Raw genomic sequence first — 25,504 nt, 5'->3', positions numbered from 1 at the left:
GTTTTCAAGGGGACGTCAAACATGAGCTCCAGCCTTCTCACCAACTCCGCCGCAATGACCGCGCTGCAGACGCTGCGCAATGTCAGCTCCAGCCTCCAGACCACCGAAAACCGGATCTCGACCGGCCAGCGCGTCGCGACCGCTTCGGACAACGCTGCCTACTGGTCGATCGCGACCTCGATGCGTGCGGACAACGCCGCGCTCTCCGCCGTCTCCGACTCGCTCGGTCTGTCGGCTGCGACCGTCGACACCGAATATACCGCTCTGACCGCGGTTGTGGGCGACAACACCGGCGGCCTGACCAAGCTGCAGGCGCTGCTGGTCGAAGCCAAGACCGCCGGCATTGATCGCACCAAGATCCAGGCCGACGTCACTCAGATCCAGCAGCAGATGCAGGGCACCGCCGCGGCGGCAACCTTCAACGGCGTGAACTGGCTGAGCACGACGACGGCTACGCCGGCGACCTTCGACCTGGTGTCGTCGTTCTCCCGCGTCGGTGGCACGCCGACCATCGGCTCCATCACCCTGACGATCTCCAACTACTCGCTCTATACCTCGTCCACCACCGGTATCCTGGACACCGTGAGCGGTGGCGCGTCGGTCAACACGATCGACATCAGCACGCTGACCGATTCAGCGGCTGACCAGACCACGCTCAGCGGCTACATCACGCAGGTCACCGCTGCGATCAACTCGGTGGCTTCGGCGGCCGCCGACCTCGGTGCCGTCAAGAACCGCATCTCGACCAACACGGACTTCGTCAAGAGCTTGATGGACTCGGTGAATCGCGGTGTCGGTCAGCTCGTCGACGCCGACATGAATGCAGAATCCACCCGCCTCCAGGCGCTCCAGACCCAGCAGCAGCTCGGTGTTCAGGCGCTCTCGATCGCCAACCAGAACAGCCAGAGCATCCTCTCGCTGTTCAAGTAAGCTCCCGCTTCGAAGACGGCCGTGCTCCCAAGGGAGCACGGTCCCCCGCCGTCACCGGCGGAAGTGACGGCACATGATGTGCCCGTAATCGACCTCCTGACGCCAGACCTGATGCAGCAGGCTGCAGCCGATCGCGCGGTGACGCGTTCGATCGCCAGTCCATTGCCGTCGGACTGCCTGCGTCGTCCGAAGTTCTTGTAAAATTGCATCGCCTCGCCTGCGAAGCGACGCACTCGCGTTTTCGCGCAACCTTCAGGCAAGGTTGACAGCGGAGTGTCCTCACCATTCGCATTGGTACGAGGTCATATGTTCAGTCGCGCGCAGCTACAGCAGCTGCTCAACAATCTGCTGGAACTTGGGCCGCGACGTCTGATGGCCTTGGGATTGATCGGCTTCGCCGTCCTCGTCACCGTGGTCGGGGGCGCTTATTACCTGAGCCGACCGGAATTCGAGTCCCTCTATACCGGCCTGAACCGGGAAGACGTGACGCGTATCGGCGCCGCACTGCGCGAGCAGAACATTGCCTTCGATATCAGCGCAGCCGGCGATGCCGTCTCGGTACGGCCGAGCCAGACCGCGCAGGCGCGGATGCTGCTGGCCGAAAAGGGGCTGCCGACCAGCGCCAATTCCGGCTACGAGCTGTTCGACAAGATCGGATCGCTTGGGCTGACCTCCTTCATGCAGGAGGTCACGAAGCTTCGCGCGCTTGAAGGTGAGATCGCGCGCACTGTCCAGCTGATGAAGGGCGTCAAGGCGGCGCGGGTGCACATCGTGATGCCGGTGCGCGGCTCGTTCCGCGCGACGCAGCAGCCACCCTCCGCATCGGTCGTGCTGCGCACAGACGGTGCGCTCGAGGCGCGCACCGCGCAGTCGATCCGCCATCTCGTCGCGGCGGCCATTCCCGGCATGACACGCGACAAGGTCACCGTGCTCGATGCCGACGGCTCGATGCTGCTGGCCGAAGAGGACGAGGTCAGCGCCGCGCCGACCAAGATGGCGAGCCTCCAGAAGACGGTCGGCGGAATGGTGCAGGAAAACATCCGCAAGGCGCTGACGCCCTATCTCGGCCTGGACAATTTCGAGGTCAGCGTCGCGCCGCAGCTCTCCACCGACAAGCGCCAGATCAACGAGACGGTCTACGATCCGGAGACCCGCGCCGAGCGTTCGGTCCGCAATGTTCGCGAAAACGAAAAGTCGTCGAACGCCGACCGCTCGACGCCGACGACCGTCCAGCAGAACCTTCCGGACCAGCAGGTCAACGCCGGCGGCACCAAGAACTCTAGCGAGGACAAGACGCGCCGCGAAGACGTTACCAATTTCGAGGTGTCGTCCAAGACCACGACGACCGTCAGCGACGGTTACTCGGTCAAGAAACTCTTCATCGCCGTGCTGGTCAACCGCACGCGGCTCGTCGCCGACCTCGGCGACAAGACCAACCAGGCCATTGTCGACAGCAAGCTCGCCGAAATCAGCCAGCTCGCAGCGACCGCAGGCGGACTAGACAAGGCGCGGGGCGACCAGATCCAGGTGACTGCGGTCGACTTCGTGGAGGGCTCGCGCGAGCTCGCGCCGGTGCCGCCGATCAGCTTCGTCGAGATGATGAACAAGCAGCTCGGTAGCGTCATCAACGCGGTGACGATCCTGGCTGTCGCCTCGATGCTGGTCTGGTTCGGGCTTCGACCCGCGGTCAACGGCATTCTGACTCATCGCGCCGCGCAGGAGCAGACCGAGGCCGCCGAGGCCGCCGAGCTCGAAGCTGCCTCGGCCCTCGCATTGGCCGACAGCCAGGACCCCGAGCTCAACCTCGTCGAGGACCTCGAAGGCAAGATGCAGCGTACGCCGCAGAAGCGGCTGGAGCAGATCGTCCGCCTCGATCAGATGCAGGCGGCAGCAATCCTTAAAGACTGGATGCGACGCGAGGAGGCGGCATGAACGCGGCAATCGGAAAACTCCTGACGCAATTCGACGCGAACGGCCGGGCCAAGTCGCCGCCGCCTCCGCTTCCGAAGATCCAGGACGTCCTGACGAGAAAGGACGTCCGGCGCGAGCCTCAATCGCAGCCGCAGCCTCAACCGCAGCGTCAGGCGCAGGCGCATCCGCAACTTCAGCCGCCTCCGGCACCCGCGCCGGAAGCCGCGCCGGTCAATTTGCTCGAAGACGCCTATCGACGCGGCCATATCGCAGGCCTTTCGGAAGGCGAATCCAAGCTCGCCGAAGAGCGCGTCCGCAGCGCGATCCGGCTCGGCGAGGAGCGGGCCAAATGGTCCGACCAGCAGGCGGTCGCGATCGTCAACGGTTTTGACACGGCCTGCCGCGAGATCGAGAGCAACATTGCAAGCTCGGTCGCGCGGATATTGCTGCCGTTCCTCGCCGAGGCGGTCCGCGACAAGGCGATCGGGTCCCTGGTCGAGCAGATCTCGACGCTGACCTCGAATTCCCCGGTGCCGGCGTTCCGCGTAACCGGACCCAGCGAGCTCATCGACCTCGTCAGGACGCAACTCAATCTGGCCGGCCGCTCTGGCGTCGAATACCAGTCCGCTGACACCGTCGAGGTCCGCGTCCTCGCCGATCAGACCACGATCGAGACGCAGATCTCGACCTGGATGGATCGGCTGAAAGAGGCGCACCGGTAGTTTCACCATGGAGGAGGTCAAGCACGAGCTCGTCATTATCCGTCGGCGGAGCGCTTTCGAAGACGAGAAGGCGCACGGTGGCGTTTGGAAGATCGCCTATGCGGACTTCATGACCGCGATGATGGCGTTCTTCCTGGTGATGTGGCTGCTCAATGCCCTCAACCAGGACCAGAAACAGGTGGTCGCGAGCTACTTCAACCCGATCAAGCTCGCGGAGAACGCGCCCGCGCCGAAGGGACTGAAGGATCTCACCAAGAAGGAGCCGACGACGTTCGAGGGGCAGGATGGCAAGCGCCAGCCGTCCGGCCCGAACGAGGAGCGCCGCGGCGACTCGCCGACGGCCGAGAAGCCGCCCTTCTACGAAGAGAAGGTTCTGTTCCGCGATCCCTACGCAACGCTTGCCGAGATCGCGGCGAGCTCGAACCAGGCCTCGGGCCAGCGCCGCGCCGGTGCGCTGACCTCGGCCGAAGAGGATGGCCTCAAGGGCGGTGATGCCTATCGCGATCCGTTCGATCCCGGCTATTGGAAGCTTGCGCCCGAGGCTTCGAAGGAGGCCGACAGAATCATGGAGGGCGAGCCGAAGCCGAATGCTTCCGTGCGCGACACTCCGGCCGGCACAAATCAGGGTGAGCCGCGCCGCGGCAGGACCGATGATGCCGGCGGCAGCGTGGCCCTCGACGCGCAGGCGTCGTCCACGAGCCAGTCGCCGTTGCTGCCGCCAGGACCGGCGCCATCATCGTCGGCGCGCGACGGCAGCGTTCAGCCGAACACGCAGGCCAGCGTCGTGCCGCAGGCACGTCCGACCGACGCTCCGAAGGAATCCGAGCAGCGTGACGCGGTGCAGGCCCAGCAGCTGACCGTCAAGCAGCTTCAGTCTGCGATCGCCGATGCCCTGTCGGATATCAAGGCAGGCGCCGGGCCGGTGGCCGAGGTCCGTCAGGTCGACGAGGGCTTGCTGATCAGCCTGACCGACGATGCGAGCTTCGGCATGTTCGCGGTCGGCTCGGCCGAGCCGCGGCCAGAGCTCGTTCGCGCCATCGACAAGATCGGCCCACTGATCGCGAAGCGCCGCGGCATGATCATCGTTCGCGGCCATACCGACAATCGGCCCTACAAGTCGGATAATTACGACAATTGGCGGCTGTCCACGGCACGCGCGCAGATGGCTTACTACATGCTGGTCCGCTCCGGCGTCGATGCGCAGCGGATCGAGCATGTCGAAGGCTACGCCGACCGCCGGCCAAAGCTTCAGAACGATCCGGCTGCCGCCCAGAATCGACGGATCGAGATCCTGATCCGGGAGAAGCGCTCTTGACCAAGCCGCTGCTCCGCGCCGCGATGCTGATGGTGCTGTCGCTCGTGGCGACACGCGCATCTGCCGAACCGACGGCGCCGTCCGGGGAGCCGTTTGAGCTCGTCCGCGCGCTGCAGGCGGTGCAGGACGGTATCGCCAATGGCGACACCGCGGCGCATGCCAGCCATATCGCGCTGATCCGGCAGATCGGCGAAAAATTTCTCGCCGCCGACGCGAGCGTGTGGAGCAATCCGCAGAACGGCCAGGCGGTCGTGATCTATCTGCTCAGCGGCGGCGCTCCGCAGATTGTCCGCAAGCTGCCGCGCGACAAGATCAATGTGGATGCGCGGCTGTTCGACGGCGCGCTCGCTTATGTCGAAGGCCGGCAGGACGAGGCGAGGGACTTGCTCAAGGACATCAAGCCGCGCACGATCTCGTCCGGCATGGGCGGGCAGGTGGCGCTGGTCCAGGGCGCGCTGTTCGCTCGCTCCGAGGCTTCGCTTGCGATCGAGCGTCTCGACGACGCGCGCCTGCTACTGCCCGGCACGCTGGTCGAGGAGGCGGCGCTGCGGCGCGAGATCCTGCTGGTCGGGCAGGCGGAGGATTTCGACAAGTTCGAGTTCCTGACGCTCGCCTATATCCGCCACTACCGCAACTCGGTCTATGCCAGCGATTTCTGGCAGCGCTTCTCCACGGGCCTGACGCAATCGACCCTTGCGCTGGATGATCGCCGCTTTGCGCGGATCGCGGCGCTGCTGGAACAGGTCGACCGCGCCAGCCGCCTGAAGCTCTATCTAGTGATCGCGCGTGGCGCGCTGGTTCGCGGCAAACTCACCGTTACCCGGCTCGCAGGCGAGCGGGCGCTGACGCTCAGCGCCGATGCCACGCCCGATCGCGAGCGCGCCCATTTCTACCGCGGCGCATCCCGCGCGCTTACTGACGAATATGACGGCGGCTTTGCCGAGCTGAAGGCGCTCGACAGGACGAAGCTGGCGGAGCGCGACGTCCTGCTCCTCAATGCAACCCTCCAGCTCGCGCTCGATGTCCGCAAGCCGATTGCAGGTCCGACTGCTGCCATGTCGGCCGACAAGCCGCCGCTCACGCCGGCGCGGATCGATCTCGCGTCGTCGAACGCAATGCTCGCGCGCGCCCAGACGCAGCTCGGCGAACTGGAGCGTCTCACTAAGGATCGCCGTCCATGACCAAGCTTAGCGGAACTTCCGGACAGCTTTTCGCAGGCCTCGCCGAAAGTCTTACGCGTGGGGTATCCCGTTCGGCGAAGGGGACGACGACGACGGGCGCGAAAACGGCAGACGATTCATCGTTTCACGATCTGCTCCACACCGTCTCGAACATGGCCAAGCGGGCGCTGGACGATCAGGGCAGCGAGGCGACTGCAAAAGCTGCTTCAGTACGCCCGCGCCTGGCTCAGCTGACCGAGCCCGACACGCCAAAGGACGAGCCGGTGCACGAGCGCCCCGAGGAGCCCAAATCGTCGACCAAGAAAGACCCGGTCGATCAAACGGCGAAGGAGGACGTCGCGAGCAGATTGAGCGTTCCGACGATCGCGGGGCAGGAACTCGCCGCCGCGCAGGCCGTGACGATGCAGACGCCGCAGCCGTCGAACGACAAGAAGGACAATTCGACCCGCGACGAACGGCCTTCCGCAGCGAAGCGCGAGATTCAGAGCATCACAGACGCAAGGGCGGGGACGGCAGATGTCGCGCGTTCCGCCGCAGCGTCACCGACCGTCGCGCCATCGACTGTCGCGCGTTCCACGGCCGATGCCTTCGGGCCGCACCCGCATCCGGCCGCGGCGAGCCAACAGGCGATGCCGGAGGAAAGCGACGTTCAACCGAAAGCCATGCCCGCTGCCACATCCGGGTTCGAAGCCGTCACGGCGAATGTCGAGCGCGCCGCAAAGTCCGCGGGCCGCGACGCCCTGCCGGAAACGACCAAGGTTACGGTGGTTCAGCAGGAGACGCATCTGCCTCCCGTGCCGCAGTTCAGCGCGACCCAGCAGGTCGCCAACGCAGTGGTGTCGGAGCTGAAGGGATCGCCAGCGCCGGCCGCCTCCGCCGCGGCCGATCTCGTGGGCGCCCAGAGCAATTCGCCGGATCAGCCGGTCAAGATCCTCACCGTCAATCTCGAGCCGCCCGATCTCGGCAACGTCACCGTGCGCCTTCGTCTTGTCGGCACCGAGGTGTCGGTTCAGCTTGCCGCGCAACGCAAGGACACCAGCGCGATGCTGGATCAGCAGCGTGACCAGATTCGCGACCTGATGCAGTCGGCGGGCTACGTGGCAGACGTCGCGCCCGTACAGCACGGCTCACTCGACGGATTCAGGGCCGGATCCGGCCAGTCGCAGCCACAGCTCCCGGGTCAGCAACAGCAATCATCCCAGTCGCAAGGCGCGTTCAGCGGCGCGGGCACGTCGTCCGGCCAGTCGGACGGCGGAGCCAGGCAAGCCCGGCAGGATCAGCAGCCCAACCAGGAGGCACGCCATGACCAGGACGTGGCGCCGCATACTCGTCGCGGCCCTGTTTATCTGTAGCGCCGGCGCCGCCGAGGCGGCCGCGACCGGCACTGCGCGCCCCTGCGAGCGCGAGATGGCGCGCGCCTCGCAGCAGCACGGGATTCCGCTCGGCATTCTCTATGCCGTCGGCCTCACCGAGACCGGCCGGCGCGGTGCACTCTATCCCTACGCGCTCGGTGCGGAAGGGCAGACCGTGTTCGCCAAGGACATGGATGATGCGATGGCGAATTTCGAAGCGATGCGAGCCAAGGGCATCAAGCTGATCGATCTCGGCTGCATGCAGATCAATCACTATTTTCACGGCGACAAGTTCACGTCGGTGCGGGCGATGTTCGATCCGGCCAGGAACGTCGACTACGCCGCACGCTTCCTCAAGGAGCTGAAGCAACGCGAGGGAAGCTGGACCATGGCGGTCGCCCGCTACAATGCCGGCCCCAACAATCAGCCGGCGCAGAAGCGCTATGTCTGCCACATCGTCGCGCATCTCGTTTCCAGCGGCTTCGGCGCGTGGACCGACAAGGCGCGCTCGTTATGCCAACCCAAAACAACATGAAGAAACGACGTGAAATGACGATGCATCGCACCAAGTTGTGCATCGTGACGGACCATCAGCCCCGCGCAAGCAAGACCCCCCATTGTAACGACAATCTGCCAAAGGAGACCAATTTCATGAGCCTGTATGGTGTTATGCGCACCGGCGTTTCCGGGATGAACGCGCAATCCAACAAGCTGTCGACGGTCTCGGACAACATCGCGAACGTCAACACGGTCGGCTACAAGCGGGCTTCGACGGAATTTTCCTCGCTGATCCTCAAGAGCGGCTCCGGCAATTACGATTCCGGCGCGGTCGAGACCACGGTCCGCTACGCCATCACCGATCCCGGCAACCTCCAGTTCACGACCTCGACGACGGACCTCGCGGTCCAGGGCAACGGCTTCTTCGTCGTGCAGGATACCAACGGCAACAATTTTCTGACACGCGCCGGAGCCTTCGTGCCCGACAGCACAGGTAACCTCGTCAACACGGCCGGCTTCCAGCTGATGGGCTACAACATCCAGAACGGTGCTGCGCCCAACGTTTCCGCCAACGGCTTCGGCGGCCTTCAGGTGATCAACGTCAATCAGATGGCGCTGCAGGCGTCGGCTTCGACGAAGGCAACCGTCGCCGCCAATCTGGCTCCGAGCGCCACCAACCTGACCGCCCCGGCGAGTCCGACCAACTATACGTCGAAGACGTCAATGGTGACCTACGACAATATCGGCAATGCGGTAACGCTTGACGTCTATCTTGCCCAGACCAACACAGATACCTGGGATGTCCAAGTCTACCAGGCGGGGTCGCTGCTCGCGCCGACCGGCCCCAGCACAACGTTCACCTTTGACACGACGGCGGCCGGCAAGGGGGCGCTGGCTGCCGCGAGCACCAAGTCGCTTTCGTTCAACGTTCCCAGCGCCGGCGGTTCGACCTATCCCTTCACCATGGATCTCTCGGCCATGACCCAGGTCGCCTCCAGCTTCGACTTCAAGGCGACCGTCGACGGCAATGCACCGTCCGCAGTGGAGAAGGTCGACATCGACTCCAAGGGCGTGGTCACCGCAGTGCTCAAGAACGGCACCCAGCTGCCGAGCTTCCAGATCGCGCTCGCCACCGTGCCGAGCCCGGACCATCTGACGCCCGAGGTCGGCAACGTCTATTCGCCGAACCTGGACTCCGGAAACGTACAGGTCGGCCTGGCCGGCCAGGGCGGTCTCGGAACCATCCAGTCCGGCGCGCTGGAAGACTCCAACGTCGATCTTGCCAGCGAGCTGACCGACATGATCTCGGCGCAGCGTGGCTTCACCGCGAACTCGAAGTCGTTCCAGACCGGCGCTGATCTGCTCGACGTCGTCGTCAACCTGAAGCGCTGAGTCCCTCGGCGCCGATTCCGGGCAAGAGAACTTTCAAGAGCACGCCATGTCCCTCACCTCAGCCCTCGACTCCGCCCGCAATTCGCTCATGGCGTCGGGCATCCAGTCGTCGACCGTCTCGCGCAACATCGCCGGCGCCAGCTCGACCGGCTATTCGCGCAAGATCACGGTGCTGGACAATCTTCCCGGCGCCGGCGTCTACGTGGCGGCGATCCAGCGCGCCGCCAGTTCAGGTCTGTACAGCAACGTTCTGACCGCGACCTCCGCGGCCGCCACGCAGAGCGCGATCTATGACGGTCTCCAGAAGATCGCATCTGCCACGGTGGACGATCCGCAACTCGACCAGTCGCCGACCGCGCAACTCAATGCGCTGAAGCAGGCGCTTCAGCAATATGCCAACGCCCCGGACAATACCACGCTGGCCCAGGCCGCCGTCACGTCCGCCAAGGACATGGCGACCGCGCTCAACCAGGCAACCCAGACCGTGCAGTCGGTCCGCGAGGGCGCGGATGCCGACATGAACATTTCGGTCCAGAACATCAACCAGCTGCTCTCCCAGTTCCAGACCGTCAATACGGCGATCGTGAAGGGGACGATCGCCGGCGACGACGTGACCGATTATCTCGACCAGCGCGACAGCATCGTCTCGAAGCTGTCGCAGGAGGTCGGCGTCACGATGTCGATCCGCACCAACGGCGATGCCGCGCTCTACACCGACAGCGGCGTGGTGCTGTTCGACAAGACGGCGCGGTCGGTGAGCTTCGCCCCGACCACCTCCTATTCGGCGAGCATCACGGGCAATGCGGTCTTTATCGACGGCGTGCCCGTGACCGGTGCCAATTCGGTGATGCCGATCAAGTCCGGCAAGCTCGCCGGTCTCGCCCAATTGCGCGACAACGACACGGTCACCTATCAGAGCCAGCTCGACGAAATCGCCCGCGGCCTGATCAATGATTTCAAGGAAAGCGATCAGTCGACCGTCCCGACGCTGGCCGACAGGCCTGGCCTGTTCACCTATCCCCTCGCGCCGACGATGCCCGCGAGCGCCACCGTCTCGGTGGGCCTCGCCGGCACGATCTCGGTTGCCGCATCGGTCGATCCGGCTCAGGGCGGCAACCCCAATCTGCTGCGCGACGGCGCGATCAGCGGCAACGTCGCCTATCAATATAACACCGCCGGCAGCGGCGGCTATTCGACCCGGCTGCAGCAGCTCATCAGCAACATGGATGCGTCGCAGCCGTTCGATGCGACCACGCAGGGCAAGCCGAACGGCAGCCTGATCGACTACGCGTCGTCGTCGACGAGCTGGATCGAAAACCAGCGCAAGACCGCCAACGACAGCTCCCAGTACCAGAGCACGCTGCTCGACCGCAGCACGACGGCGCTGTCGAACGTCAACGGCGTCAACATGGACGACGAGATGTCGTTGATGCTTCAGGTCGAGCGTACCTATTCGGCTTCGTCGAAGATCATTTCGACCGTCGACCAGATGTTGCAAGCCTTGCTAGCCGCCGTGGGGAATTAGTCATGATGAGCGCCAACTACATTTCCACCCTGATGTTGTCCTCGTCGTTGAGGTACTCGATCACGAACAACCAGGCTGCGCTGAGCAAGGCCTCGACGGAGGCGACCACCGGCCGCTTCGCCGATGTCGGCCTCGAGCTCGGTGCCACGACGGGAGGCGACGTCACCCTGCGGGCGGACATGAGCTTCGCCGACCAGCTCGTCGATACCAACGGGCTCGTCGCGGGGCGCCTGGACGTGACCCAGGATCGCATCACCCAGCTCAGCTCGACCGCAACGGACTTCCTCAAGGACCTGATCGCGGCCCGCAGCACCGACGGCGGCGGGCGGATCATCCTGCCGCCGGCGTCCTCCAACCTGCAGGACCTGATCGGCGCGCTGAACATCTCCTATAACGGCTCGTATCTGTTCTCGGGCATCAACACGCAGAACCAGCCGATCACGCCTTACACCGCCGGCTCGGCCAGCAAGAACCAGGTCGATGCGGATTTCGCGGCAGCGCCACCGGCGGGCTTCGGCTTCCCGCAATCCTCGCCCAGCGTGAGCAGCATTACGCCTGCTCAGATGCAGACCTTCCTCAACACCACCTTCGACGCCGAGTTCGCAAGCCCGGCCTGGAACGCCAAATGGTCTTCGGCCACCGACCAGGTCATGCAAAGCCGGATCTCCACGACCGAGATCGCCGACACCTCCGTCAGCGCCAACCAGATCGGCTTCCGCAAGCTCGCCGAGGCCTACACCATGATGGCTGATCTCGGGAATGCGAACCTGAACCAGCCGACGTTCCAGGTCGTCGTGGACAAGGCCATCGGCCTCGTCGGCAGCGCCATCACAGACCTTGCTGCGCTCGGCGGCAGCGTCGGCACGGTCCAGCAGCGGCTAACCACCGCGACCGACAAGCTCAAGACCCAGAAGGACATTCTGAACAATCAGATCGTCGGCATGGAGCAGGTCGATCCGACGGAAGCATCGGTACGCGTCAATGCGCTGCAGACCCAGATCCAGACGGCGCTCGCGCTCACCTCGCAGCTCCAGAAGATCAGCCTCATCAACTATCTCTGAGCCAGCGCGGCGGTCGCGTTCGCTTTTAGTTTCTTGCAATTTTCTGCGCAGAGTTGTCCGGATGACTTTTGAAGCCTACGAAACGGTCGTTGAAGACAGCGGCTACGAGGCGCGCGGGCGCGAGCGGCAGGCGCTCAGCCTCGGCATCGACCGGCTGGAGCGGCTCCAGAAGGAGCACCACAGCAGGGAGGATCAGGTCCAGAGCCTGCTCTACGTCCGGCGGCTGTGGACCATCTTCATCGAGGATCTCGCGCATCCGGAGAACGGACTGCCCGAACAGCTGCGCGCCGATATCATCTCGATCGGCCTGTGGGTCGTCAAGGAAGCCGATCGCCTTCGTGAAGAACGATCGAACGACGTGATGCAGCTCGTCGAAATCAACCGCATGATCCGAGACGCGCTTTAATGAAGATTTCCTTGCGGGCGGGCGAACGGGTCTACATCAACGGCGCGGTGCTGCGCGTGGACCGCAAGGTCTCGCTCGAGCTCGTCAACGACGTGATGTTCCTGCTCGAAGGGCAGGTCATGCAGGCCTCCGACGCCATCACGGCGATGCGCCAGCTCTATTTCATCGTCCAGCTCATGCTGATGAACCCGACGGATATCGGTGCCGCCGCCTCGCTCTATGGGCAGCACCACGCGGCCCTGCTCGCTGTGTGCGAGAACCACGAGATGCTGCACGGGCTCGCCGCGATCGACGAGATGGTCGGCGGAACCCGCTACTTCGAGGCACTCAAGCGGATCCGGGCGCTGTTTCCCCTGGAGCAGGCGATCCTCGCCGGCGCCACCACCGAATCCCCAGTCGAAGCTGCCTGACAGCGGAGAGGCACATGAACGTCCCCAGCGCGACCGATACCACAAGCACCAATTCGACGAACTCGACCTCGTCCCCTACGGCCACGTCGAGCAACACCGTCGATTACAACACATTCCTGCAACTCCTGATCGCCGAGATGAAGAATCAGGATCCGACCAATCCGATGGATACGTCGCAATATATGAGCCAATTCGCCCAGCTGTCGTCGGTCGAGCAGGCGATGCAGACCAATACGAAGCTGGATTCGCTGCTGTCCTCGCAGGCGCTGTCGCAGGCGGACGGGCTGATCGGGAAAAACGTCAGCTTCACCGACTCGACCGGAGCGACCTTCACCGGCAAAGTCGCCTCGATCTCGATCAACAGCAATGGCTCCGTTGCAACCCTCGATGACGGCACCAAGGTCGCGGTCGGCCCCGGCCTCACGATCAGCTAGCCATGAACGAGCGGGACGCCCTCGACATCATCCAGGCGGCGATCTGGACCATCCTCGTTGCCTGCGGACCCGCCGTCGGCGCCGGGATGCTGGTCGGTGTCGGTATCGCGCTGATCCAGGCCCTGACCCAGATCCAGGAGGCGACGCTGACCTTCGTTCCGAAGATCGTCGTCATCCTCGTGGTCGTGGCCGTCTCCGGCTCCTTCATCGGCGCACATATCTCCACCTTCACCGAGATGGTCTATTCGCGGATCGAGCACGGCTTCTGATCCGCGGAACGCTCCGGCCACCACCCCCGCGTAAGCTTTGCGGGGCAAATTGCAGGGCGGACCCTGCTGCCGGTGACCCATGGCCGATACTTTAGTTGCTAGCCTGCCGAACCCGCGACGTTTCGGCGCGGATGCCTTCTTCGCGGGCGGTATCGTGGCCATGCTCACGATCCTGTTCCTGCCGATACCTCCGTTCCTGATCGACCTTGGCCTTGCCTTCTCGATCGCGCTGTCGGCCCTGATCCTGATGGTCGCGCTGTGGATCCAGCGTCCGCTCGATTTCTCCGCCTTCCCGACCGTGCTGCTGATCGCGACGATCCTGCGGCTGGCGCTCAACGTCGCGACGACCCGACTGATCCTGTCCCGCGGAGGGGAGGGCGAACAGGCTGCGGGCCATGTCGTTGCCGGCTTCTCGAAGTTCGTCATGGGCGGCGACTTCGTCATCGGCCTGATCATCTTCGCGATCCTGGTCACGGTGAATTTTGTCGTGATCACCAAGGGCGCGACGCGCATCGCCGAAGTCGGCGCACGCTTCACCCTGGACGCCATCCCGGGCAAGCAGATGGCGATCGACGCAGACCTGTCGGCGGGCCTGATCGATGACAAGGAAGCGCAGCGCCGGCGCCGCGAGCTCGAAGAGGAAAGCTCCTTCTTCGGCGCGATGGACGGTGCCTCGAAATTCGTCCGCGGCGATGCCATCGCCGGCCTGATCATCACCGCGATCAACATCTTCGGCGGCATCATCATCGGCGTCACCCATCACGGTCTGACGCTGTCGCGCGCTGCCGACGTCTACACAAAACTCTCCGTCGGCGACGGTCTGGTCACGCAGATGCCGGCACTGATCGTGTCGCTTTCGGCGGGCCTCCTGGTCTCCAAGGGCGGCACCAGGGGGTCGGCGGAGCAGGCGGTGCTGCGGCAGCTCGGCGGCTACCCGCGCGCGGTGTCGGCGGCGTCGCTTATGATGTTCGTGCTCGCCTTGATGCCGGGGCTGCCGATGGCGCCATTCGTGCTGCTGGGCGGCGTCATGGCCTTTGTCGGCTACTCGCTGCCGAGACGGCAGGCGGCCGCGCAGCAGAAGGAGGCGGCGCGCAAGTCGGAAGAGCGTGCGCAGAGCGATGCCAAGGAGTCCGTCAAGGAATCGCTCAAGACCGCCGAGATCGAGCTGTCGCTCGGCAGCCATCTGTCGGTCCATTTGCTCGGCTCGCGCAACGAGCTTGCCCACCGCGTCAGCAAGATCCGCAAGAAGTTTGCCAAGCAGTATGGTTTCGTCGTTCCCGAGATCAAGCTGTCGGACAGTCTATCGATCGACCCGAAGGGCTACCAGATCCGGATCCACGATACCCGCGTCGCTCATGGCGAGCTCAGGATCGGCGAGGTGATGGTGCTGGTGGACAAGGACGGCAAACCCGACGTACCCGGCGACGAGGTGATCGAGCCTGCGTTCGGCATGAAGGCGCTGTGGGTGACCGAGGCCTTCACCGATGAGGTCAGGCGGCAGGGCTGCAAGCCGGTCGACAATCTGTCGGTGCTGCTCACGCATCTGAGCGAGGTGCTCAGGGCGAATCTTCCTCAGCTCCTGTCCTACAAGGACATGCGCGGACTGCTTGACCGGCTCGAGCCGGAGTACAAGCGCCTGATCGACGATCTCTGTCCGTCGCAGATCTCCTATTCGGGCCTACTGGCGATCTTGAAGATCCTGCTGGGCGAGCGGGTGTCGATCCGGAACCTTCATCTGATCCTCGAGGCGATCGCCGAGATCGCGCCCCATGTGCGGCGGTCCGAGCAGGTGGCCGAGCACGTGCGCATGCGCCTGGCTCAGCAGATTTGCGGCGATCTCTCCGACAATGGCGTGCTCAACGTCCTTCGCCTCGGCAACCGCTGGGATCTCGCCTTTCACCAGAACCTGAAGCGCGATGGCAAGGGCGACGTCGTCGAGTTCGACGCCGACCCGCGCCTGATCGAACAGTTCGCGACCGAAGCCAGTGCTGCGATCCGGAAATTCACCGAGGACGGCACCAGCGTAGTGCTGGCGGTGACCCCGGAAGCCCGCCCCTATGTCCGCATGATTCTGGAACGGGTGTTCCCGACGTTGCCGATCCTGTCGCATGTCGAGGTCGCTCGCAGCGCCGAGATCCGGGCGCTCGGAGCCATCTCGTGATCAGCGGCCTCGCCGACAACGTGCTCGCTACGTTCATCGTGTTCTGCCGTATCGGCTCCTGCCTGATGCTGGTGCCGGGCTATTCCAGCACCAACATTCCGCCGCAGATCCGCCTGTTCGTCGCGCTCGTCACGACGTTCGCGCTGTCGCCGATTCTGGTTTCGGTCCTGAAGCCGCTCGTGGACGATGCGCCGCCGTTGACGCTCGCGCTGCTGATCGGAACCGAGCTCCTGGTCGGCAGCGTCATCGGCCTCGGCGGGCGCGTGTTCTTCCTCGCGCTCCAGACCATGTCCACCGTCATGGCGAGCGCGATCGGGCTCAGCAACATCCCGGGCGTGCCGATCGGCGACAACGATCCGACGCCGGCCTCGGTGCCGCTGGTCATGGCCGCGGTCACCACCTTGTTCTTCCTGACCGACCAGCATTGGCAGGTCCTGCGCGGATTGATGAACTCCTACGATGTCTGGCATCCCGGTGAGAAACTGAGCGGCGAGATGGCGCTGAACCAGCTCGCGACCCGGCTTACGGACGCGTTCGTGCTGACGCTGCGGATCACCAGCCCCTTCATCGTCTATTCCGTCATCGTCAATTTTTCCGTCGGCCTCATCAACAAGCTGACGCCGTCGATTGCGGTCTATTTCGTCTCGGTGCCGTTCGTCTTGGTCGGCGGTCTCCTGCTGCTCTACCTCATCAGCGACGAGTTGCTGACGCAATTCATGCTCGGCATGTCGTCATGGCTGGCGGGATGACGGGCCATGACCTCGCGCGCGGACAAGCTCGGTCGGATCGTCTCGCTGGTGAAGCTTCAGCTCCGTCTGTCCGAATGGCAGCTCGCGCAATTGCGGCAGCAGGAGCAGACCATGCAGGATGAGCAGGCGTGGCTGGTCGGGGCTCTGAACGAGGGAAAACCGCCGGCCGGATCGTCGAGCGAGTCGATTGCGAGGCGCCTCAACAGGACGACCGTCGGCGCGCGCGCCGTACAGGAGCGCTCTGCGATGCAGCTCGACAGGGTCCGCTCGGAGAGCCGGCGGGTAAAGCAGCTCGAGGAGGTCGCCAAGGTGGCGCTCGCCGAAAAGCTGCGCGATGCCGAGCAGCGTTCGCTCGAGGAAATTACGGAGACACATGCCGTCATGCACGATTTGACGCCGTGGCCAGCCAGCCGGAGCAAGACATGATCGTGACAGCTACACCCGACCTCGTCCTCGACGTCCTCGACGCCGCCGATCCGGTGGCGCAGCGCGCCGCGACTGCGAAGCTCGACGCGCTGAAATCGTCGGGCGCCGATTTTGCCGCGACGATGGACGCCGAGGCGGGCAAGGCGACCGCGGCAGCGGCCGATCAATCCGCCGCAAAGGTAACGGAAGCGCAGTCGGGGGTGGTGAACGGGCCGCCGGTGCAGGTGATCAAGAAGCCCGGTCCGGACGATGTCTATCGCAAATTCGAGGCGTTCATCCTCCAGACCTTCGTCGAGACGATGCTGCCGAAGGAGTCGGAGGAGGTGTTCGGCAAGGGCACCGCCGGCGGCGTCTGGAAATCGATGCTGGCCGAGCAGCTTGGCGCCCAGCTTGCGAAGGGCAAGGGGATCGGAATTGCCAAGCAGCTCGCGTCCGCGCATCCGGCTGGTCCGGATGTGACGGGCAAGTCGGGCTGATGGATCTGGGACATGGGTGAGGAAAGTTGAAGGGTGAATTTGCTATGCAGGTAGAACAAGGCGCAACGCTTCCGGTGATGGAGCAACCGGTCGTTGAACGGCAGATCTTGAACTCCCAGGTCTTGAACTCCCAGGTCTTGGACTCCCAGGTCTTGGACTCCGAGGTGATGACGGCGGCCGCATCGGGCGATGCTCTGTTGCCGGTGCTCCTGCCGAATGTCGGCGGCGACATGCCGTCCGACGACGCCGAAGCGGCAAGATTGGAGGCGACTCGGTCCGAGGAGATCAGCGGCCTGCTATCCGCGATTCGCCGGCTCGAGAACATCGTCGAGGAAGAAACCGTCGCGCTCGCGACCGGGCAGAAGGTCGATTTCGATGATTTCAGCATGCGCAAGAGCCGGAGCATGCTGGAATTCGTCCGCCTGATGCGGGCGCGGATGCATCTCGGCGGCGAAACCGAGATCACGGGCGAGATCCAGCGGCTGCGCGAAAAGCTCGAGCGAAACCGTTCGCTCCTCGAGATGCACTACGACGCCGTGCGTGAGGTCGCGGCCATCATCGTTAGGGCGATCAAGGACGCAGAGTCGGACGGCACCTACACCGGTCGCGCAGCGCGGGACGAAAAATGATCAAGCTGGTGCTGGCCGGGCTCTGGGTATGCATCCTCACCGCGGGCACGAGCTATGGCGTGGCCTATTGGAAGGAAAACGGCACTCTGCTGCCGAAGGACGAATATCTCGACGGGCTGCAATACCAGAAGACTCGGGCGCTGAGCATACCCATGGTAGAGAGCGGCGCGGTGCAGGGCTACATCGTCGCGCGCTTCGTCTATACGGTGGAGGCCCGGACCATGCACCAGCTTACCGTTCCGCCCGAGCCGTTCGTCGTGGACGAGGCCTTCCGCAGGATCTATGCCGACGACAAGCTCGATTTCAGGAAGCTCGCCCGCTACGACCTCTCTGTCCTCACCGCAGGGATCAAGCAGCGCGTCAACGAGCGGATGCAGGCCGACATCGTCCAGGACGTGCTGGTCGAGGACTTCAACTACGTCTCCAAGGAAGAATTCCAGCAGAAGCCGTAAGGCGCCGGGCGCGAGACTGCACCGGCGTAACGACGTTTCTGCCGTTGAAAACAAATCGGCCTCTGCGGGTGTCCCCGCAGAGGCCGATGGTCGTTTGTGAGCCGCGGCTCGGGCGCGTCAGTTGCCAGCCGGGTAGGCCGCCGGGGCGGCATGTGCCCGGTTCAGGAGGATGCCGACTTCGTCGAGCTCCTGCATCGGCTCGTCGATGGCCTCGTTGGCGGGGATATTGAGCCGGTATCCGACGTAGCGCCGTGCCACGATCGCGTCGAAACCGAGTCGGTCTCGCAGCTTCTTGCGCAACTTGCTGACGTGGCTTTCGATCACGCTCTCATCGAACGTGGATTCGAAGATGCCGTAGACCGCGTTGAAGATCTGCGTCTTGGTGATCCACTTGCCGTGATTGCTGACCATATACTCGAGAATGCGCAGCTCGCGGCGGGGCAGGGTGAGGGCGTGGCCCGCAATCTCGGGGTCACGTCCGTTGAAGAAGACCTGGATCCTGGTCTCGCAGGGCCTCGGCAGCTCGCCCACCCGGCGGCGCGCGATCGCGGCCGTTCGGGCGAGGATCTCACGCAGGTGAATCGGCACGTGAACCACGTCGTCCACGCCGGATTCAAACAGCTCCAGCGTATTCTTGAGCATCTTCTGGCCGCTCATGGCGATGATCGGAGCCGTGGACCGCTTGCGCATCGCCCTTGGCAGGCTTCCGCGGGCATCGCAATCCCCCAGAAGGAAGGCATCGACCGCTGCCAGGTCCGATTCGTTCGCGGATTGCAGCCAGTCCCAGAATTCTCCGGAGGAGAATCCGATCGACGAGACGCCCTCGCGAACGAGCCCTCCTACGTAGCTGTTCGTGACGCTCTCGCGATCATCAACGATTATATACATCAGTCTGTCGCCCCTGTTTCGCACTTGCAGCGGCCGGGAGGTGGTGTGATGCCCCGGCGCGACGCCATGCTGTTTGACGATATTTCCCTCCCGCGAACCGTTGTTATGGTTTCGATGTTCGCGGGCAGCCCTACGCATTCAGTGCCTGCGTGAGCAGGCCTGTTACTTCGACTCGATACTGAACGCTTACTGCGTGAGGCCCGGCGGGTGTTTTACGGATCACCCCGCGGAGCGGTGAGACAGCGACCTAGAGCAGTTGCGTACGTTGCCGATTGCGTCCGAACGCTACTGAACTCAGTCGATCTCCTCGCCAACTGGCGAGAATCACTTGTGTAGGACCGTAACAATTGCCGATTCCCGATCAAGCGTGCGAAACAAAGCGTTTGCTACGTGTGCTTGATGCTGTTGGTTTGTTTCCGGTTGTTTCTTTGTATGTCAAAGCTCATTAGTTGATTTGGATGCCGAACTACTTTTGCACCGTGACAGTTATAAGGTTCCATATACCCGTAGAAACATAGCTGTTTTGGGTAGGGGCGCAGAGCCGCCGGAGGGAGGGGTTTTCAATCCCGGATTGACTCTCCTGGCCGCACACCCGCCTGCGACAATTCGACTCATGTATGGCGGTGGGACTCCAGCTTGGCGAAATCTTGGCGAGTGTGTGTCTTTCGAGTCGCACTTTCGCCTCGTGCATGACGCGTTGGACTCATTCAACGCCGCATTGTTTGTGACGAAAAGATTTTTTGATGCGCACGTCTCAGGCAAGCTTCGCCGACTAGCTTCGTTCAACAGATCGAAAACGAACGGAGCATTTTCAAATGTTGTCCGATGGAAAAACGCGTCCTGCCGAAACTGCGGATTTGACCGCAGCGGCGAAGCCGGCTCCGGAAGCGCGCGACACGAAGAGCAATAATGCGCCGCGCGCGGCCAAGCCCGCGGCAGGCGTGAAGCCCGTATCGGCAGCGAGTGACGAAGTTGCAGCCAAAGCAGCGCTCGAGGGATTGAAGCGTATTCGCGCCAAGGCGCGCCTCGACAAGATGGCGATACCAAAGCCTGCGCCGGTCGTGATCAAGCCGGCGGTGATCGTGGCCAAGCCGCCGCCGCCGCGTCCGACATGGGTCGCGCCGCTCGCGACATTGGCGGTTGCCGCCATCCTGGTGGTCTGCGCCTGTACCGGCGTCATTGCCTATCTCACCACGCAGCCGAGCCAGACAAATGCCGCGGCCAGTGCCGAGATCAGGAACCTGCGCGATACGGTCGCGCAGCTGCGCAAGCAATTGTCCGGCGTGTCCGAGAATCTCGACGGCCTGCGAACCGCCGTCGATCAGTCGAGCAAGGCAACCAGCGACCGTTTCGGCCGGTTCGCCGAGAATCTGGATCGCATCGAGCGTGTGAGCTCGTCCTCGACCGCGAAGCTCGACAGGCTCGCCCAGGTCCAGGTCCAGCCGCCGCCTCCCGTTGGTGCGCAGCCGTCGCCGGCGATGCCGATGATGGCCTCGGTCGCGGCACCCGAGACCACGGGCTCGGTGTCTCCGGCAGAACGCAGCTCGGTACCGCGAAAGGCGGTCAAGGGCTGGTCGGTTCGCCAGGCTTATGAAGGCATTGCGATCCTGCAGGGGCCGAGCGGTGTCGTCGAGGCCATGCTCGGCCAGCAGGTCCCCAATCTCGGTCGCATCGAGGAGATCAGGAACGAGAACGGCCGTCTGGTGGTGGAAACCAGTGGCGGCGTTGTCTACTCGGCGCGCAAATGAGCGGCGGACAATTCTATTGTCGGTGATGCTCGAAGCTGGTGCATAGCAGGTCGATTTCGGGTTCGGCGATCGGCGCGCGAAACAGCCGGCAGGTGAATTCGACCGTCGTCTTGTTCTCGGAAGAAGTGCGATCCTCCCGGAGGAAAATGCATCGCTTGCAGACGTCGGTGTGGTGCCGCTGTTCGACGGCGTCCGCCTGATCGAGCACGTGTCGCAAGGTGTCGCGAAAGCGGATCTTGCTGTCGTCATCGAGGACGGCGATGGCCTCGACGAGGCCATTGACGGGGTCGCGAGCCAGAAATTTCTTGCCCTGCTGCGTCACGCTCAGCATCACCGAGCGCTTGTCTGTGGCGGAGCGCTTCCGCTCCACATAGCCGAGCCGCTCGAGCTCGCCGATGATGAATGAGGCGGTGCCGCGCGTGGTGCCGACATAGCTTGCCAGCGCCGAAGGTGTCCTTGAGAATCGGTTGGCACGGGAGAGAAAGCGCAGCGCCATCCACTCGCGATCGCGCATGCCGTTTTTGGTGCCTTCGAACCACAGGATTCGCGCCACCTGTCCCAATAATTCAATTGCTTCGCGAGCCAAATTCATATCGATGCCAGATCAGATAAAGCTTTATTCAATTGAGCCGTCGGTAGCGCAATCGCTGCGGGTCAGAATGAGGCTGTCGAGCTTCGCTCGAAGCGGAAACAATTGCCGGCTTGGAAGACGCTTCTCCGTTCTGGAGATGGAACATTCGGGAGTGGAACTAGAGCGTCACGAAGAAAGTTCGAGTAAATATGACGGCTCAACTGATCTGAAAACTTCAGTCAAATGGTGCGGTCTCTCACCCAAATGTCGGGCGGTGTGCTGTGCCCGGGCAACATCATGTGTCGTTGCGGCCACGATCGGGCCCGATAGTTGCGGCGAGACGTTTCGAATTGCGCGAAACCGCACACAATCTGCAACGCGTGATGGCACCGCTGGCAGCGGGAGAACCCCTTTTTCGGTTAATGGATGTTGCGACGCAATGCGGTCACGCGGTTAAATCGGGCACACATTCACTTGGGAATTCGAGAGTGTCGTCGGGAAGCGAGCAAAGCCTTTTTAAGTTCAGCCTCTCCAAGCAGAGCCGTTCAACGTCAAACGCGCGGCACTGGCCGCCGGAAGTGAGTTTGGCAGTCTGATGCTGTCGCTTGCGACCATCGGCGCCGGCTTCGTGAGGCGGCCGCGGCATCGTGCTTGGCCGTCGGACTGTCGCGATGAGCCTGATGCCGGAGACGGCGCCGGTGAAGCGGCGTGATCGCCGGATCTGAAAGGCCCGGCGCTCGCAGGCTGGTGATTTGCGTTTCGCCGGCAATTATTGGCGAATGCCTCGCCTGAAGGTTCAGACACTGGGGCAAGGCATCAGGAAGGACCAACCGATGAGTATCGAAACCATCATCACGTCTGACGTTATAGGGCTGATTGAGCCGCCCCCGGTGTCGCGCCGCGGCTTCATGAGCGCCACGGCGGCCGTTGCTGCGGGCTACACGCTTGCGGCAGGGCCGGTCCGCGCCGAGGTGATCACGACCGACACCGGCGGCCTCCAGGCTGGAGATGCCAAGATCAAGGTCGGTTCCGAGGAAATGCCGGCCTATTTCGCCCGCCCCGCCGGTAACACCAAGGCTCCGGTGATCATCGTCGCGATGGAGATCTTTGGTCTGCACGAATACATCAAGGACGTGACGCGGCGCCTCGCCAAGCTCGGCGCCTTCGCGGTTGCGCCCGACTATTACTTCCGCAAGGGCACGGACCTCACCAAGATCACCGACATCAAGGACCTCTTGCCGGTCGTCAACGCCAAGCCGGACGCCGAGCTGCTCTCCGATCTCGACGCGACGGTGGCCTGGGCGGGATCGCAAGGCGGCGACACCGCGAAGCTCGGCATCATCGGCTTCTGCCGCGGCGGCCGCACGGTCTGGGAATATGCCGCCCATAACGGCACGCTCAAGGCCGGCGTTGCCTTCTACGGTCCGCCGGTCGATGCGCCCAATCCGCTGTGGCCGAAGAGCCCGCTGCAGCTCGCGCCTGAGATGAAGGCGCCGGTGCTCGGCCTCTATGGCGGCGCCGACACCGGCATTCCCGTCGCCCAGGTCGAGCAGCTCAAGGCGGCGCTCGAGCAGAACAAGAAGACGGCCGAATTCAAGATCTATCCGGAAGCGCCGCACGGCTTCCATGCCGACTATCGCGGCAGCTACCGCAAGGATGCTGCGGAGGATGCCTGGAAGCAGGCGCAGGCCTGGTTCAAGAAATACGGCGTGTTGAGCTGACGCTGAATATCAAAGGGGCGGCCGATCGGCCGCCCCTTTTAAGCGCGTCCGTCGCCCGCTCGCCACAGCGCATCGAGGCCGTGCCGATAGGTCGGATAGGCCAGCGCGACGCCGAGCTCTTGCTTCAGCCGCGCGTTGGAGACGCGAGCGCTGCTGGCATAGAAGCTGCGCGCCATCGCCGACATCTCGGCTGTCGCGAACGCTTCTTCGTCCGGCGGAGCGATGCCCATCAGCTGCGCGGCGTAGGCGATCACGTCCTGGGGCGGTGCGGGCTCGTCGTCGCAGACGTTCCAGGTGCCGCCGCTGTTGTGGTTGATCGCGGCCATGATGGCGCTGGCGATATCGTCGACATGAATGCGGTTGAAGACCTGGCCGGGCTTGATGATGCGGCGTGCCGTGCCGCTGCGCAGCGTCACCAGCGCGTTGCGGCCGGGGCCGTAGATGCCGGCTAGCCGCAGGATCGCGACGTCGCGGCGTGCCGTCTTCGTCCAGGCCTGCTCCGCCGCGATCCGCATCCGTGCGCGGTCGAGGGTGGACTGCGGCGGCGTGCTCTCATCCATCCATCCGCCGGCGTGATCGCCGTAGACGCCGATGGTGGAGAGATAGACGACCTTGTGGCGGCCCGCCGCGAGCAAGTCGCCGAGCGCCGTGATTGCGGGATCTCCGGTGTCGCCCGGCGGGATCGAGATCAGAAGGACATCGGCATCGCCGATACTGTCGACCGTCGCGTCAGCCGGGCGGCTGCCGGAAAAGCCATGCACTTCGATCCCGGCAAGGTCGACCTGCGCGGCGGGATCGCGGACCGTGCCGGCGACATGCGAGAAGCTGCCGCCGAATTTGCGGACGAAATGCCGGGCGCTGTAGCCGAGGCCGAAGATGAAGAGCCGCATGCGTCTCCCGTGCAGGTCGGAGTTCCCGTTCGCGCCAGCCGCGCGTCGTTCGCTCATAAGAGATTTTTGGGTCGGGCAAAAGATATTGCGATTTTACTCGCCGGCTGCCTCGGGCGATGCTCGCTCGTGACAGGGAGGCGTCGACCATGCAGGCGGACGTGGCCATCATAGCGCGATCCGGCGCGGCGGATCTGGTCCGGAGCGCGGCCGCGCTGATCCTCGACGTCGACGGGACGCTGGCCGAGACGGAGGAGCTGCACCGGCGGGCCTTCAACCACGCCTTTGCCCGTCACGGTCTCGACTGGCATTGGGACCGGGCCAGCTACAAGGATCTGCTGCGCGTGACCGGCGGCAAGGAACGCATCCGCGCCTTCCACACCAGGCAGTGGGTCGCGCCGCCCCTGTCGGATGCCGATATCGCCGAGCTCCACCGCATCAAGACCGCCCATTATGCCGAGCTGGTCGAGACCGGTTGCTGCCCCTTGCGGCCCGGTGTGACGGATCTGCTCACCGCTGCCAAGGCGCGTGGCCAGCGGCTCGCGATTGCGACCACGACCTCGCACGGCAACATCGATGCGCTGCTGTCGCGGGCGCTGGGGGCGCGCTGGGCCGCGGATTTTGATGCGATCGTTGCCGGCGATGATGTGAGGCACAAGAAGCCGGCGCCGGATGTCTATCTCGATGTCCTGGCGCGGCTGAAGCTGGCGCCGTCCAAATGCGTCGCGATCGAGGATTCTGCCAATGGGCTGATTGCGGCCTCGCGGGCCGACATTCCCGTGCTCATCACGCGCAGCATGTTTTTCCAGGATGATGATTTCAGCGCGGCTCGCGTGGTGCTGGACGATCTGTCGGAACTCGCCGTCAAATAAAAAACCGCAAAACAACCCCATGCACAGTAGAACGCTGCCGCGGTCAGTGCACCCGGTGGCTGGCTCTATCGTCCTCAGCCTGCTCGACAATCTGCGCAATCGGGCTCGATTGGTGATGCACCAGAAGCCAGCCGTCGCCGACGCGCCGAAAATGGTTGGCGGCGGCGAGCGCGGTGCCGTCGACGATCTCGATGCAGAGCACGCGCGCACTGTCACCGTCGACGATCGCCTGCGGCTCGGCGCAGACGATCTGCGGACGTTCTGGATTTTGCAGGATGTCGCGCCAGCTTCCGATCACGGTGGCGTGGCCGACGATCGCGGGCCAGCCGGGATGAATGCAGGAAATGGCGTCGTCATCCGCCCACATCCGCTTCATTTCGTCGAAATCGCCGGTCGCGAAGGCGGCGTAAAAAGCCGCGTTCGCGGCGATGACCTTGTTGTCCTTTGCCATGCCTCTCGGGTGCGGCAACGGCAGGCAAAAATCAAGCGCGACTTCAGTCCGACTTTGGACGCAGTGC

Annotated in this window: 27 protein-coding genes; 23 read left to right on the top strand and 4 right to left on the bottom strand. The window is 63.8% G+C overall.

The window, feature by feature from the left end; genetic code table 11:
• Positions 1-21: 21 nt before the first annotated feature.
• The 20 genes from ABID59_RS27305 to ABID59_RS27210 all read left to right on the top strand — a co-directional run bounded on the left by ABID59_RS27305 (position 22) and on the right by ABID59_RS27210 (position 18,299).
• Positions 22-930: a flagellin N-terminal helical domain-containing protein gene (locus tag ABID59_RS27305; RefSeq protein WP_354085451.1), complete on the top strand. Its 909-nt coding sequence runs from the start codon at positions 22-24 to the stop codon at positions 928-930.
• A gap of 306 nt (positions 931-1,236) precedes the next feature.
• The gene (fliF, locus tag ABID59_RS27300; RefSeq protein ID WP_354033111.1) at positions 1,237-2,862 is read left to right on the top strand and encodes a flagellar basal-body MS-ring/collar protein FliF; all 1,626 of its coding nucleotides are present in this window, start codon (positions 1,237-1,239) and stop codon (positions 2,860-2,862) included.
• Positions 2,859-3,563 (top strand): hypothetical protein, encoded by a 705-nt coding sequence (locus tag ABID59_RS27295; protein WP_354033110.1) that lies wholly within the window; start codon positions 2,859-2,861, stop codon positions 3,561-3,563. The genes fliF and ABID59_RS27295 overlap by 4 nt, the downstream gene beginning before the upstream one ends.
• Before the next feature lie 7 nt (positions 3,564-3,570).
• Entirely contained in the window at positions 3,571-4,878 is a 1,308-nt protein-coding gene (locus tag ABID59_RS27290; RefSeq protein ID WP_354085450.1) for a MotB family protein, read from the top strand.
• A complete protein-coding gene (locus ABID59_RS27285; RefSeq protein WP_354085449.1) occupies positions 4,875-6,059 on the top strand; it encodes a chemotaxis protein in 1,185 nt (394 codons plus the stop codon). Before ABID59_RS27290 ends, ABID59_RS27285 begins: the two co-directional genes overlap by 4 nt.
• Positions 6,056-7,411, top strand: coding sequence for a flagellar hook-length control protein FliK (gene fliK / locus ABID59_RS27280; protein WP_354085448.1), 1,356 nt, complete (start codon positions 6,056-6,058; stop codon positions 7,409-7,411). Before ABID59_RS27285 ends, fliK begins: the two co-directional genes overlap by 4 nt.
• Positions 7,362-7,946: a transglycosylase SLT domain-containing protein gene (locus ABID59_RS27275; protein ID WP_354085447.1), complete on the top strand. Its 585-nt coding sequence runs from the start codon at positions 7,362-7,364 to the stop codon at positions 7,944-7,946. The genes fliK and ABID59_RS27275 overlap by 50 nt, the downstream gene beginning before the upstream one ends.
• Before the next feature lie 116 nt (positions 7,947-8,062).
• Positions 8,063-9,301 carry a flagellar hook protein FlgE gene (locus ABID59_RS27270; protein ID WP_354085446.1) on the top strand — a complete coding sequence of 413 codons (1,239 nt, stop codon included), beginning with the start codon at positions 8,063-8,065 and terminating at the stop codon, positions 9,299-9,301.
• A gap of 46 nt (positions 9,302-9,347) precedes the next feature.
• Positions 9,348-10,826, top strand: coding sequence for a flagellar hook-associated protein FlgK (gene flgK / locus ABID59_RS27265; protein WP_354085445.1), 1,479 nt, complete (start codon positions 9,348-9,350; stop codon positions 10,824-10,826).
• A 2-nt stretch (positions 10,827-10,828) separates the two neighbouring features.
• Positions 10,829-11,887, top strand: coding sequence for a flagellar hook-associated family protein (locus tag ABID59_RS27260; protein ID WP_354085444.1), 1,059 nt, complete (start codon positions 10,829-10,831; stop codon positions 11,885-11,887).
• Between the two features lie 61 nt (positions 11,888-11,948).
• On the top strand, positions 11,949-12,293 hold the full coding sequence (flaF, locus tag ABID59_RS27255; protein ID WP_354085443.1) for a flagellar biosynthesis regulator FlaF: 345 nt from the start codon (positions 11,949-11,951) through the stop codon (positions 12,291-12,293).
• Positions 12,293-12,703: a flagellar biosynthesis repressor FlbT gene (gene flbT, locus ABID59_RS27250; RefSeq protein ID WP_354085442.1), complete on the top strand. Its 411-nt coding sequence runs from the start codon at positions 12,293-12,295 to the stop codon at positions 12,701-12,703. Before flaF ends, flbT begins: the two co-directional genes overlap by 1 nt.
• A 14-nt stretch (positions 12,704-12,717) precedes the next feature.
• The gene (flgD, locus tag ABID59_RS27245; protein WP_148749525.1) at positions 12,718-13,137 is read left to right on the top strand and encodes a flagellar hook assembly protein FlgD; all 420 of its coding nucleotides are present in this window, start codon (positions 12,718-12,720) and stop codon (positions 13,135-13,137) included.
• 2 nt (positions 13,138-13,139) lie between these two features.
• Positions 13,140-13,406, top strand: coding sequence for a flagellar biosynthesis protein FliQ (gene fliQ, locus ABID59_RS27240; protein ID WP_148749524.1), 267 nt, complete (start codon positions 13,140-13,142; stop codon positions 13,404-13,406).
• 79 nt (positions 13,407-13,485) lie between these two features.
• Entirely contained in the window at positions 13,486-15,567 is a 2,082-nt protein-coding gene (gene flhA, locus ABID59_RS27235) for a flagellar biosynthesis protein FlhA (RefSeq protein WP_354085441.1), read from the top strand.
• The gene (gene fliR / locus ABID59_RS27230) at positions 15,564-16,316 is read left to right on the top strand and encodes a flagellar biosynthesis protein FliR (protein ID WP_354085440.1); all 753 of its coding nucleotides are present in this window, start codon (positions 15,564-15,566) and stop codon (positions 16,314-16,316) included. The genes flhA and fliR overlap by 4 nt, the downstream gene beginning before the upstream one ends.
• 6 nt (positions 16,317-16,322) lie before the next feature.
• Complete coding sequence (locus ABID59_RS27225; RefSeq protein ID WP_354085439.1) at positions 16,323-16,742, top strand: hypothetical protein; 420 nt, start codon at positions 16,323-16,325, stop codon at positions 16,740-16,742.
• Complete coding sequence (locus tag ABID59_RS27220; RefSeq protein ID WP_354033098.1) at positions 16,739-17,218, top strand: rod-binding protein; 480 nt, start codon at positions 16,739-16,741, stop codon at positions 17,216-17,218. Before ABID59_RS27225 ends, ABID59_RS27220 begins: the two co-directional genes overlap by 4 nt.
• Before the next feature lie 44 nt (positions 17,219-17,262).
• Positions 17,263-17,847 carry a flagellar biosynthesis protein FlgN gene (locus ABID59_RS27215; protein WP_354085438.1) on the top strand — a complete coding sequence of 195 codons (585 nt, stop codon included), beginning with the start codon at positions 17,263-17,265 and terminating at the stop codon, positions 17,845-17,847.
• Positions 17,844-18,299: a hypothetical protein gene (locus ABID59_RS27210; RefSeq protein ID WP_148749519.1), complete on the top strand. Its 456-nt coding sequence runs from the start codon at positions 17,844-17,846 to the stop codon at positions 18,297-18,299. Before ABID59_RS27215 ends, ABID59_RS27210 begins: the two co-directional genes overlap by 4 nt.
• A 117-nt stretch (positions 18,300-18,416) precedes the next feature.
• On the opposite strand, the gene ABID59_RS27205 is transcribed toward ABID59_RS27210, so the two are convergent.
• Entirely contained in the window at positions 18,417-19,187 is a 771-nt protein-coding gene (locus ABID59_RS27205) for a response regulator transcription factor (RefSeq protein ID WP_187434668.1), read from the bottom strand.
• Between the two features lie 815 nt (positions 19,188-20,002).
• Between ABID59_RS27205 and ABID59_RS27200 the strand changes: the two genes are divergently transcribed.
• The gene (locus ABID59_RS27200; RefSeq protein ID WP_354085437.1) at positions 20,003-20,935 is read left to right on the top strand and encodes a hypothetical protein; all 933 of its coding nucleotides are present in this window, start codon (positions 20,003-20,005) and stop codon (positions 20,933-20,935) included.
• A gap of 13 nt (positions 20,936-20,948) precedes the next feature.
• Here the strand turns inward: ABID59_RS27200 and ABID59_RS27195 are convergent, their stop codons facing one another.
• Entirely contained in the window at positions 20,949-21,527 is a 579-nt protein-coding gene (locus ABID59_RS27195) for a MarR family winged helix-turn-helix transcriptional regulator (RefSeq protein WP_354085436.1), read from the bottom strand.
• 812 nt (positions 21,528-22,339) lie between these two features.
• On the opposite strand from ABID59_RS27195, the gene ABID59_RS27190 reads away from it, so the two are divergent.
• On the top strand, positions 22,340-23,227 hold the full coding sequence (locus tag ABID59_RS27190; protein ID WP_148749515.1) for a dienelactone hydrolase family protein: 888 nt from the start codon (positions 22,340-22,342) through the stop codon (positions 23,225-23,227).
• A 38-nt stretch (positions 23,228-23,265) separates the two neighbouring features.
• On the opposite strand, the gene ABID59_RS27185 is transcribed toward ABID59_RS27190, so the two are convergent.
• Positions 23,266-24,117, bottom strand: coding sequence for an SDR family oxidoreductase (locus ABID59_RS27185; RefSeq protein WP_354085435.1), 852 nt, complete (start codon positions 24,115-24,117; stop codon positions 23,266-23,268).
• A gap of 146 nt (positions 24,118-24,263) precedes the next feature.
• Between ABID59_RS27185 and ABID59_RS27180 the strand changes: the two genes are divergently transcribed.
• Positions 24,264-24,986 (top strand): HAD family hydrolase, encoded by a 723-nt coding sequence (locus ABID59_RS27180; protein WP_354085434.1) that lies wholly within the window; start codon positions 24,264-24,266, stop codon positions 24,984-24,986.
• 43 nt (positions 24,987-25,029) lie between these two features.
• On the opposite strand, the gene ABID59_RS27175 is transcribed toward ABID59_RS27180, so the two are convergent.
• Positions 25,030-25,437: a nuclear transport factor 2 family protein gene (locus ABID59_RS27175; protein ID WP_148749512.1), complete on the bottom strand. Its 408-nt coding sequence runs from the start codon at positions 25,435-25,437 to the stop codon at positions 25,030-25,032.
• Positions 25,438-25,504: the final 67 nt, after the last annotated feature.

This window comes from Bradyrhizobium sp. S3.3.6 (assembly GCF_040546905.1).
Classification (GTDB): Bacteria; Pseudomonadota; Alphaproteobacteria; order Rhizobiales; family Xanthobacteraceae; genus Bradyrhizobium; species Bradyrhizobium cytisi.
Note: the sequence above shows the minus strand (reverse complement) of the source record. Positions and strands in the feature narration are given on the sequence as shown.

Bases quoted from the DNA above. Each gene is read 5' to 3' on its own strand.
- ABID59_RS27305 (WP_354085451.1), top strand. From the start codon at position 22: ATGAGCTCCAGCCTTCTCACCAACTCCGCCGCAATGACCGCGCTGCAG.
- fliF (WP_354033111.1), top strand. From the start codon at position 1,237: ATGTTCAGTCGCGCGCAGCTACAGCAGCTGCTCAACAATCTGCTGGAA.
- ABID59_RS27295 (WP_354033110.1), top strand. From the start codon at position 2,859: ATGAACGCGGCAATCGGAAAACTCCTGACGCAATTCGACGCGAACGGC.
- ABID59_RS27290 (WP_354085450.1), top strand. From the start codon at position 3,571: ATGGAGGAGGTCAAGCACGAGCTCGTCATTATCCGTCGGCGGAGCGCT.
- fliK (WP_354085448.1), top strand. From the start codon at position 6,056: ATGACCAAGCTTAGCGGAACTTCCGGACAGCTTTTCGCAGGCCTCGCC.
- ABID59_RS27275 (WP_354085447.1), top strand. From the start codon at position 7,362: ATGACCAGGACGTGGCGCCGCATACTCGTCGCGGCCCTGTTTATCTGT.
- ABID59_RS27270 (WP_354085446.1), top strand. From the start codon at position 8,063: ATGAGCCTGTATGGTGTTATGCGCACCGGCGTTTCCGGGATGAACGCG.
- flgK (WP_354085445.1), top strand. From the start codon at position 9,348: ATGTCCCTCACCTCAGCCCTCGACTCCGCCCGCAATTCGCTCATGGCG.
- ABID59_RS27260 (WP_354085444.1), top strand. From the start codon at position 10,829: ATGATGAGCGCCAACTACATTTCCACCCTGATGTTGTCCTCGTCGTTG.
- flaF (WP_354085443.1), top strand. From the start codon at position 11,949: ATGACTTTTGAAGCCTACGAAACGGTCGTTGAAGACAGCGGCTACGAG.
- flbT (WP_354085442.1), top strand. From the start codon at position 12,293: ATGAAGATTTCCTTGCGGGCGGGCGAACGGGTCTACATCAACGGCGCG.
- flgD (WP_148749525.1), top strand. From the start codon at position 12,718: ATGAACGTCCCCAGCGCGACCGATACCACAAGCACCAATTCGACGAAC.
- fliQ (WP_148749524.1), top strand. From the start codon at position 13,140: ATGAACGAGCGGGACGCCCTCGACATCATCCAGGCGGCGATCTGGACC.
- flhA (WP_354085441.1), top strand. From the start codon at position 13,486: ATGGCCGATACTTTAGTTGCTAGCCTGCCGAACCCGCGACGTTTCGGC.
- ABID59_RS27225 (WP_354085439.1), top strand. From the start codon at position 16,323: ATGACCTCGCGCGCGGACAAGCTCGGTCGGATCGTCTCGCTGGTGAAG.
- ABID59_RS27220 (WP_354033098.1), top strand. From the start codon at position 16,739: ATGATCGTGACAGCTACACCCGACCTCGTCCTCGACGTCCTCGACGCC.
- ABID59_RS27215 (WP_354085438.1), top strand. From the start codon at position 17,263: ATGCAGGTAGAACAAGGCGCAACGCTTCCGGTGATGGAGCAACCGGTC.
- ABID59_RS27210 (WP_148749519.1), top strand. From the start codon at position 17,844: ATGATCAAGCTGGTGCTGGCCGGGCTCTGGGTATGCATCCTCACCGCG.
- ABID59_RS27205 (WP_187434668.1), bottom strand. From the start codon at position 19,187: ATGTATATAATCGTTGATGATCGCGAGAGCGTCACGAACAGCTACGTA.
- ABID59_RS27200 (WP_354085437.1), top strand. From the start codon at position 20,003: ATGTTGTCCGATGGAAAAACGCGTCCTGCCGAAACTGCGGATTTGACC.
- ABID59_RS27195 (WP_354085436.1), bottom strand. From the start codon at position 21,527: ATGAATTTGGCTCGCGAAGCAATTGAATTATTGGGACAGGTGGCGCGA.
- ABID59_RS27190 (WP_148749515.1), top strand. From the start codon at position 22,340: ATGAGTATCGAAACCATCATCACGTCTGACGTTATAGGGCTGATTGAG.
- ABID59_RS27185 (WP_354085435.1), bottom strand. From the start codon at position 24,117: ATGCGGCTCTTCATCTTCGGCCTCGGCTACAGCGCCCGGCATTTCGTC.
- ABID59_RS27180 (WP_354085434.1), top strand. From the start codon at position 24,264: ATGCAGGCGGACGTGGCCATCATAGCGCGATCCGGCGCGGCGGATCTG.
- ABID59_RS27175 (WP_148749512.1), bottom strand. From the start codon at position 25,437: ATGGCAAAGGACAACAAGGTCATCGCCGCGAACGCGGCTTTTTACGCC.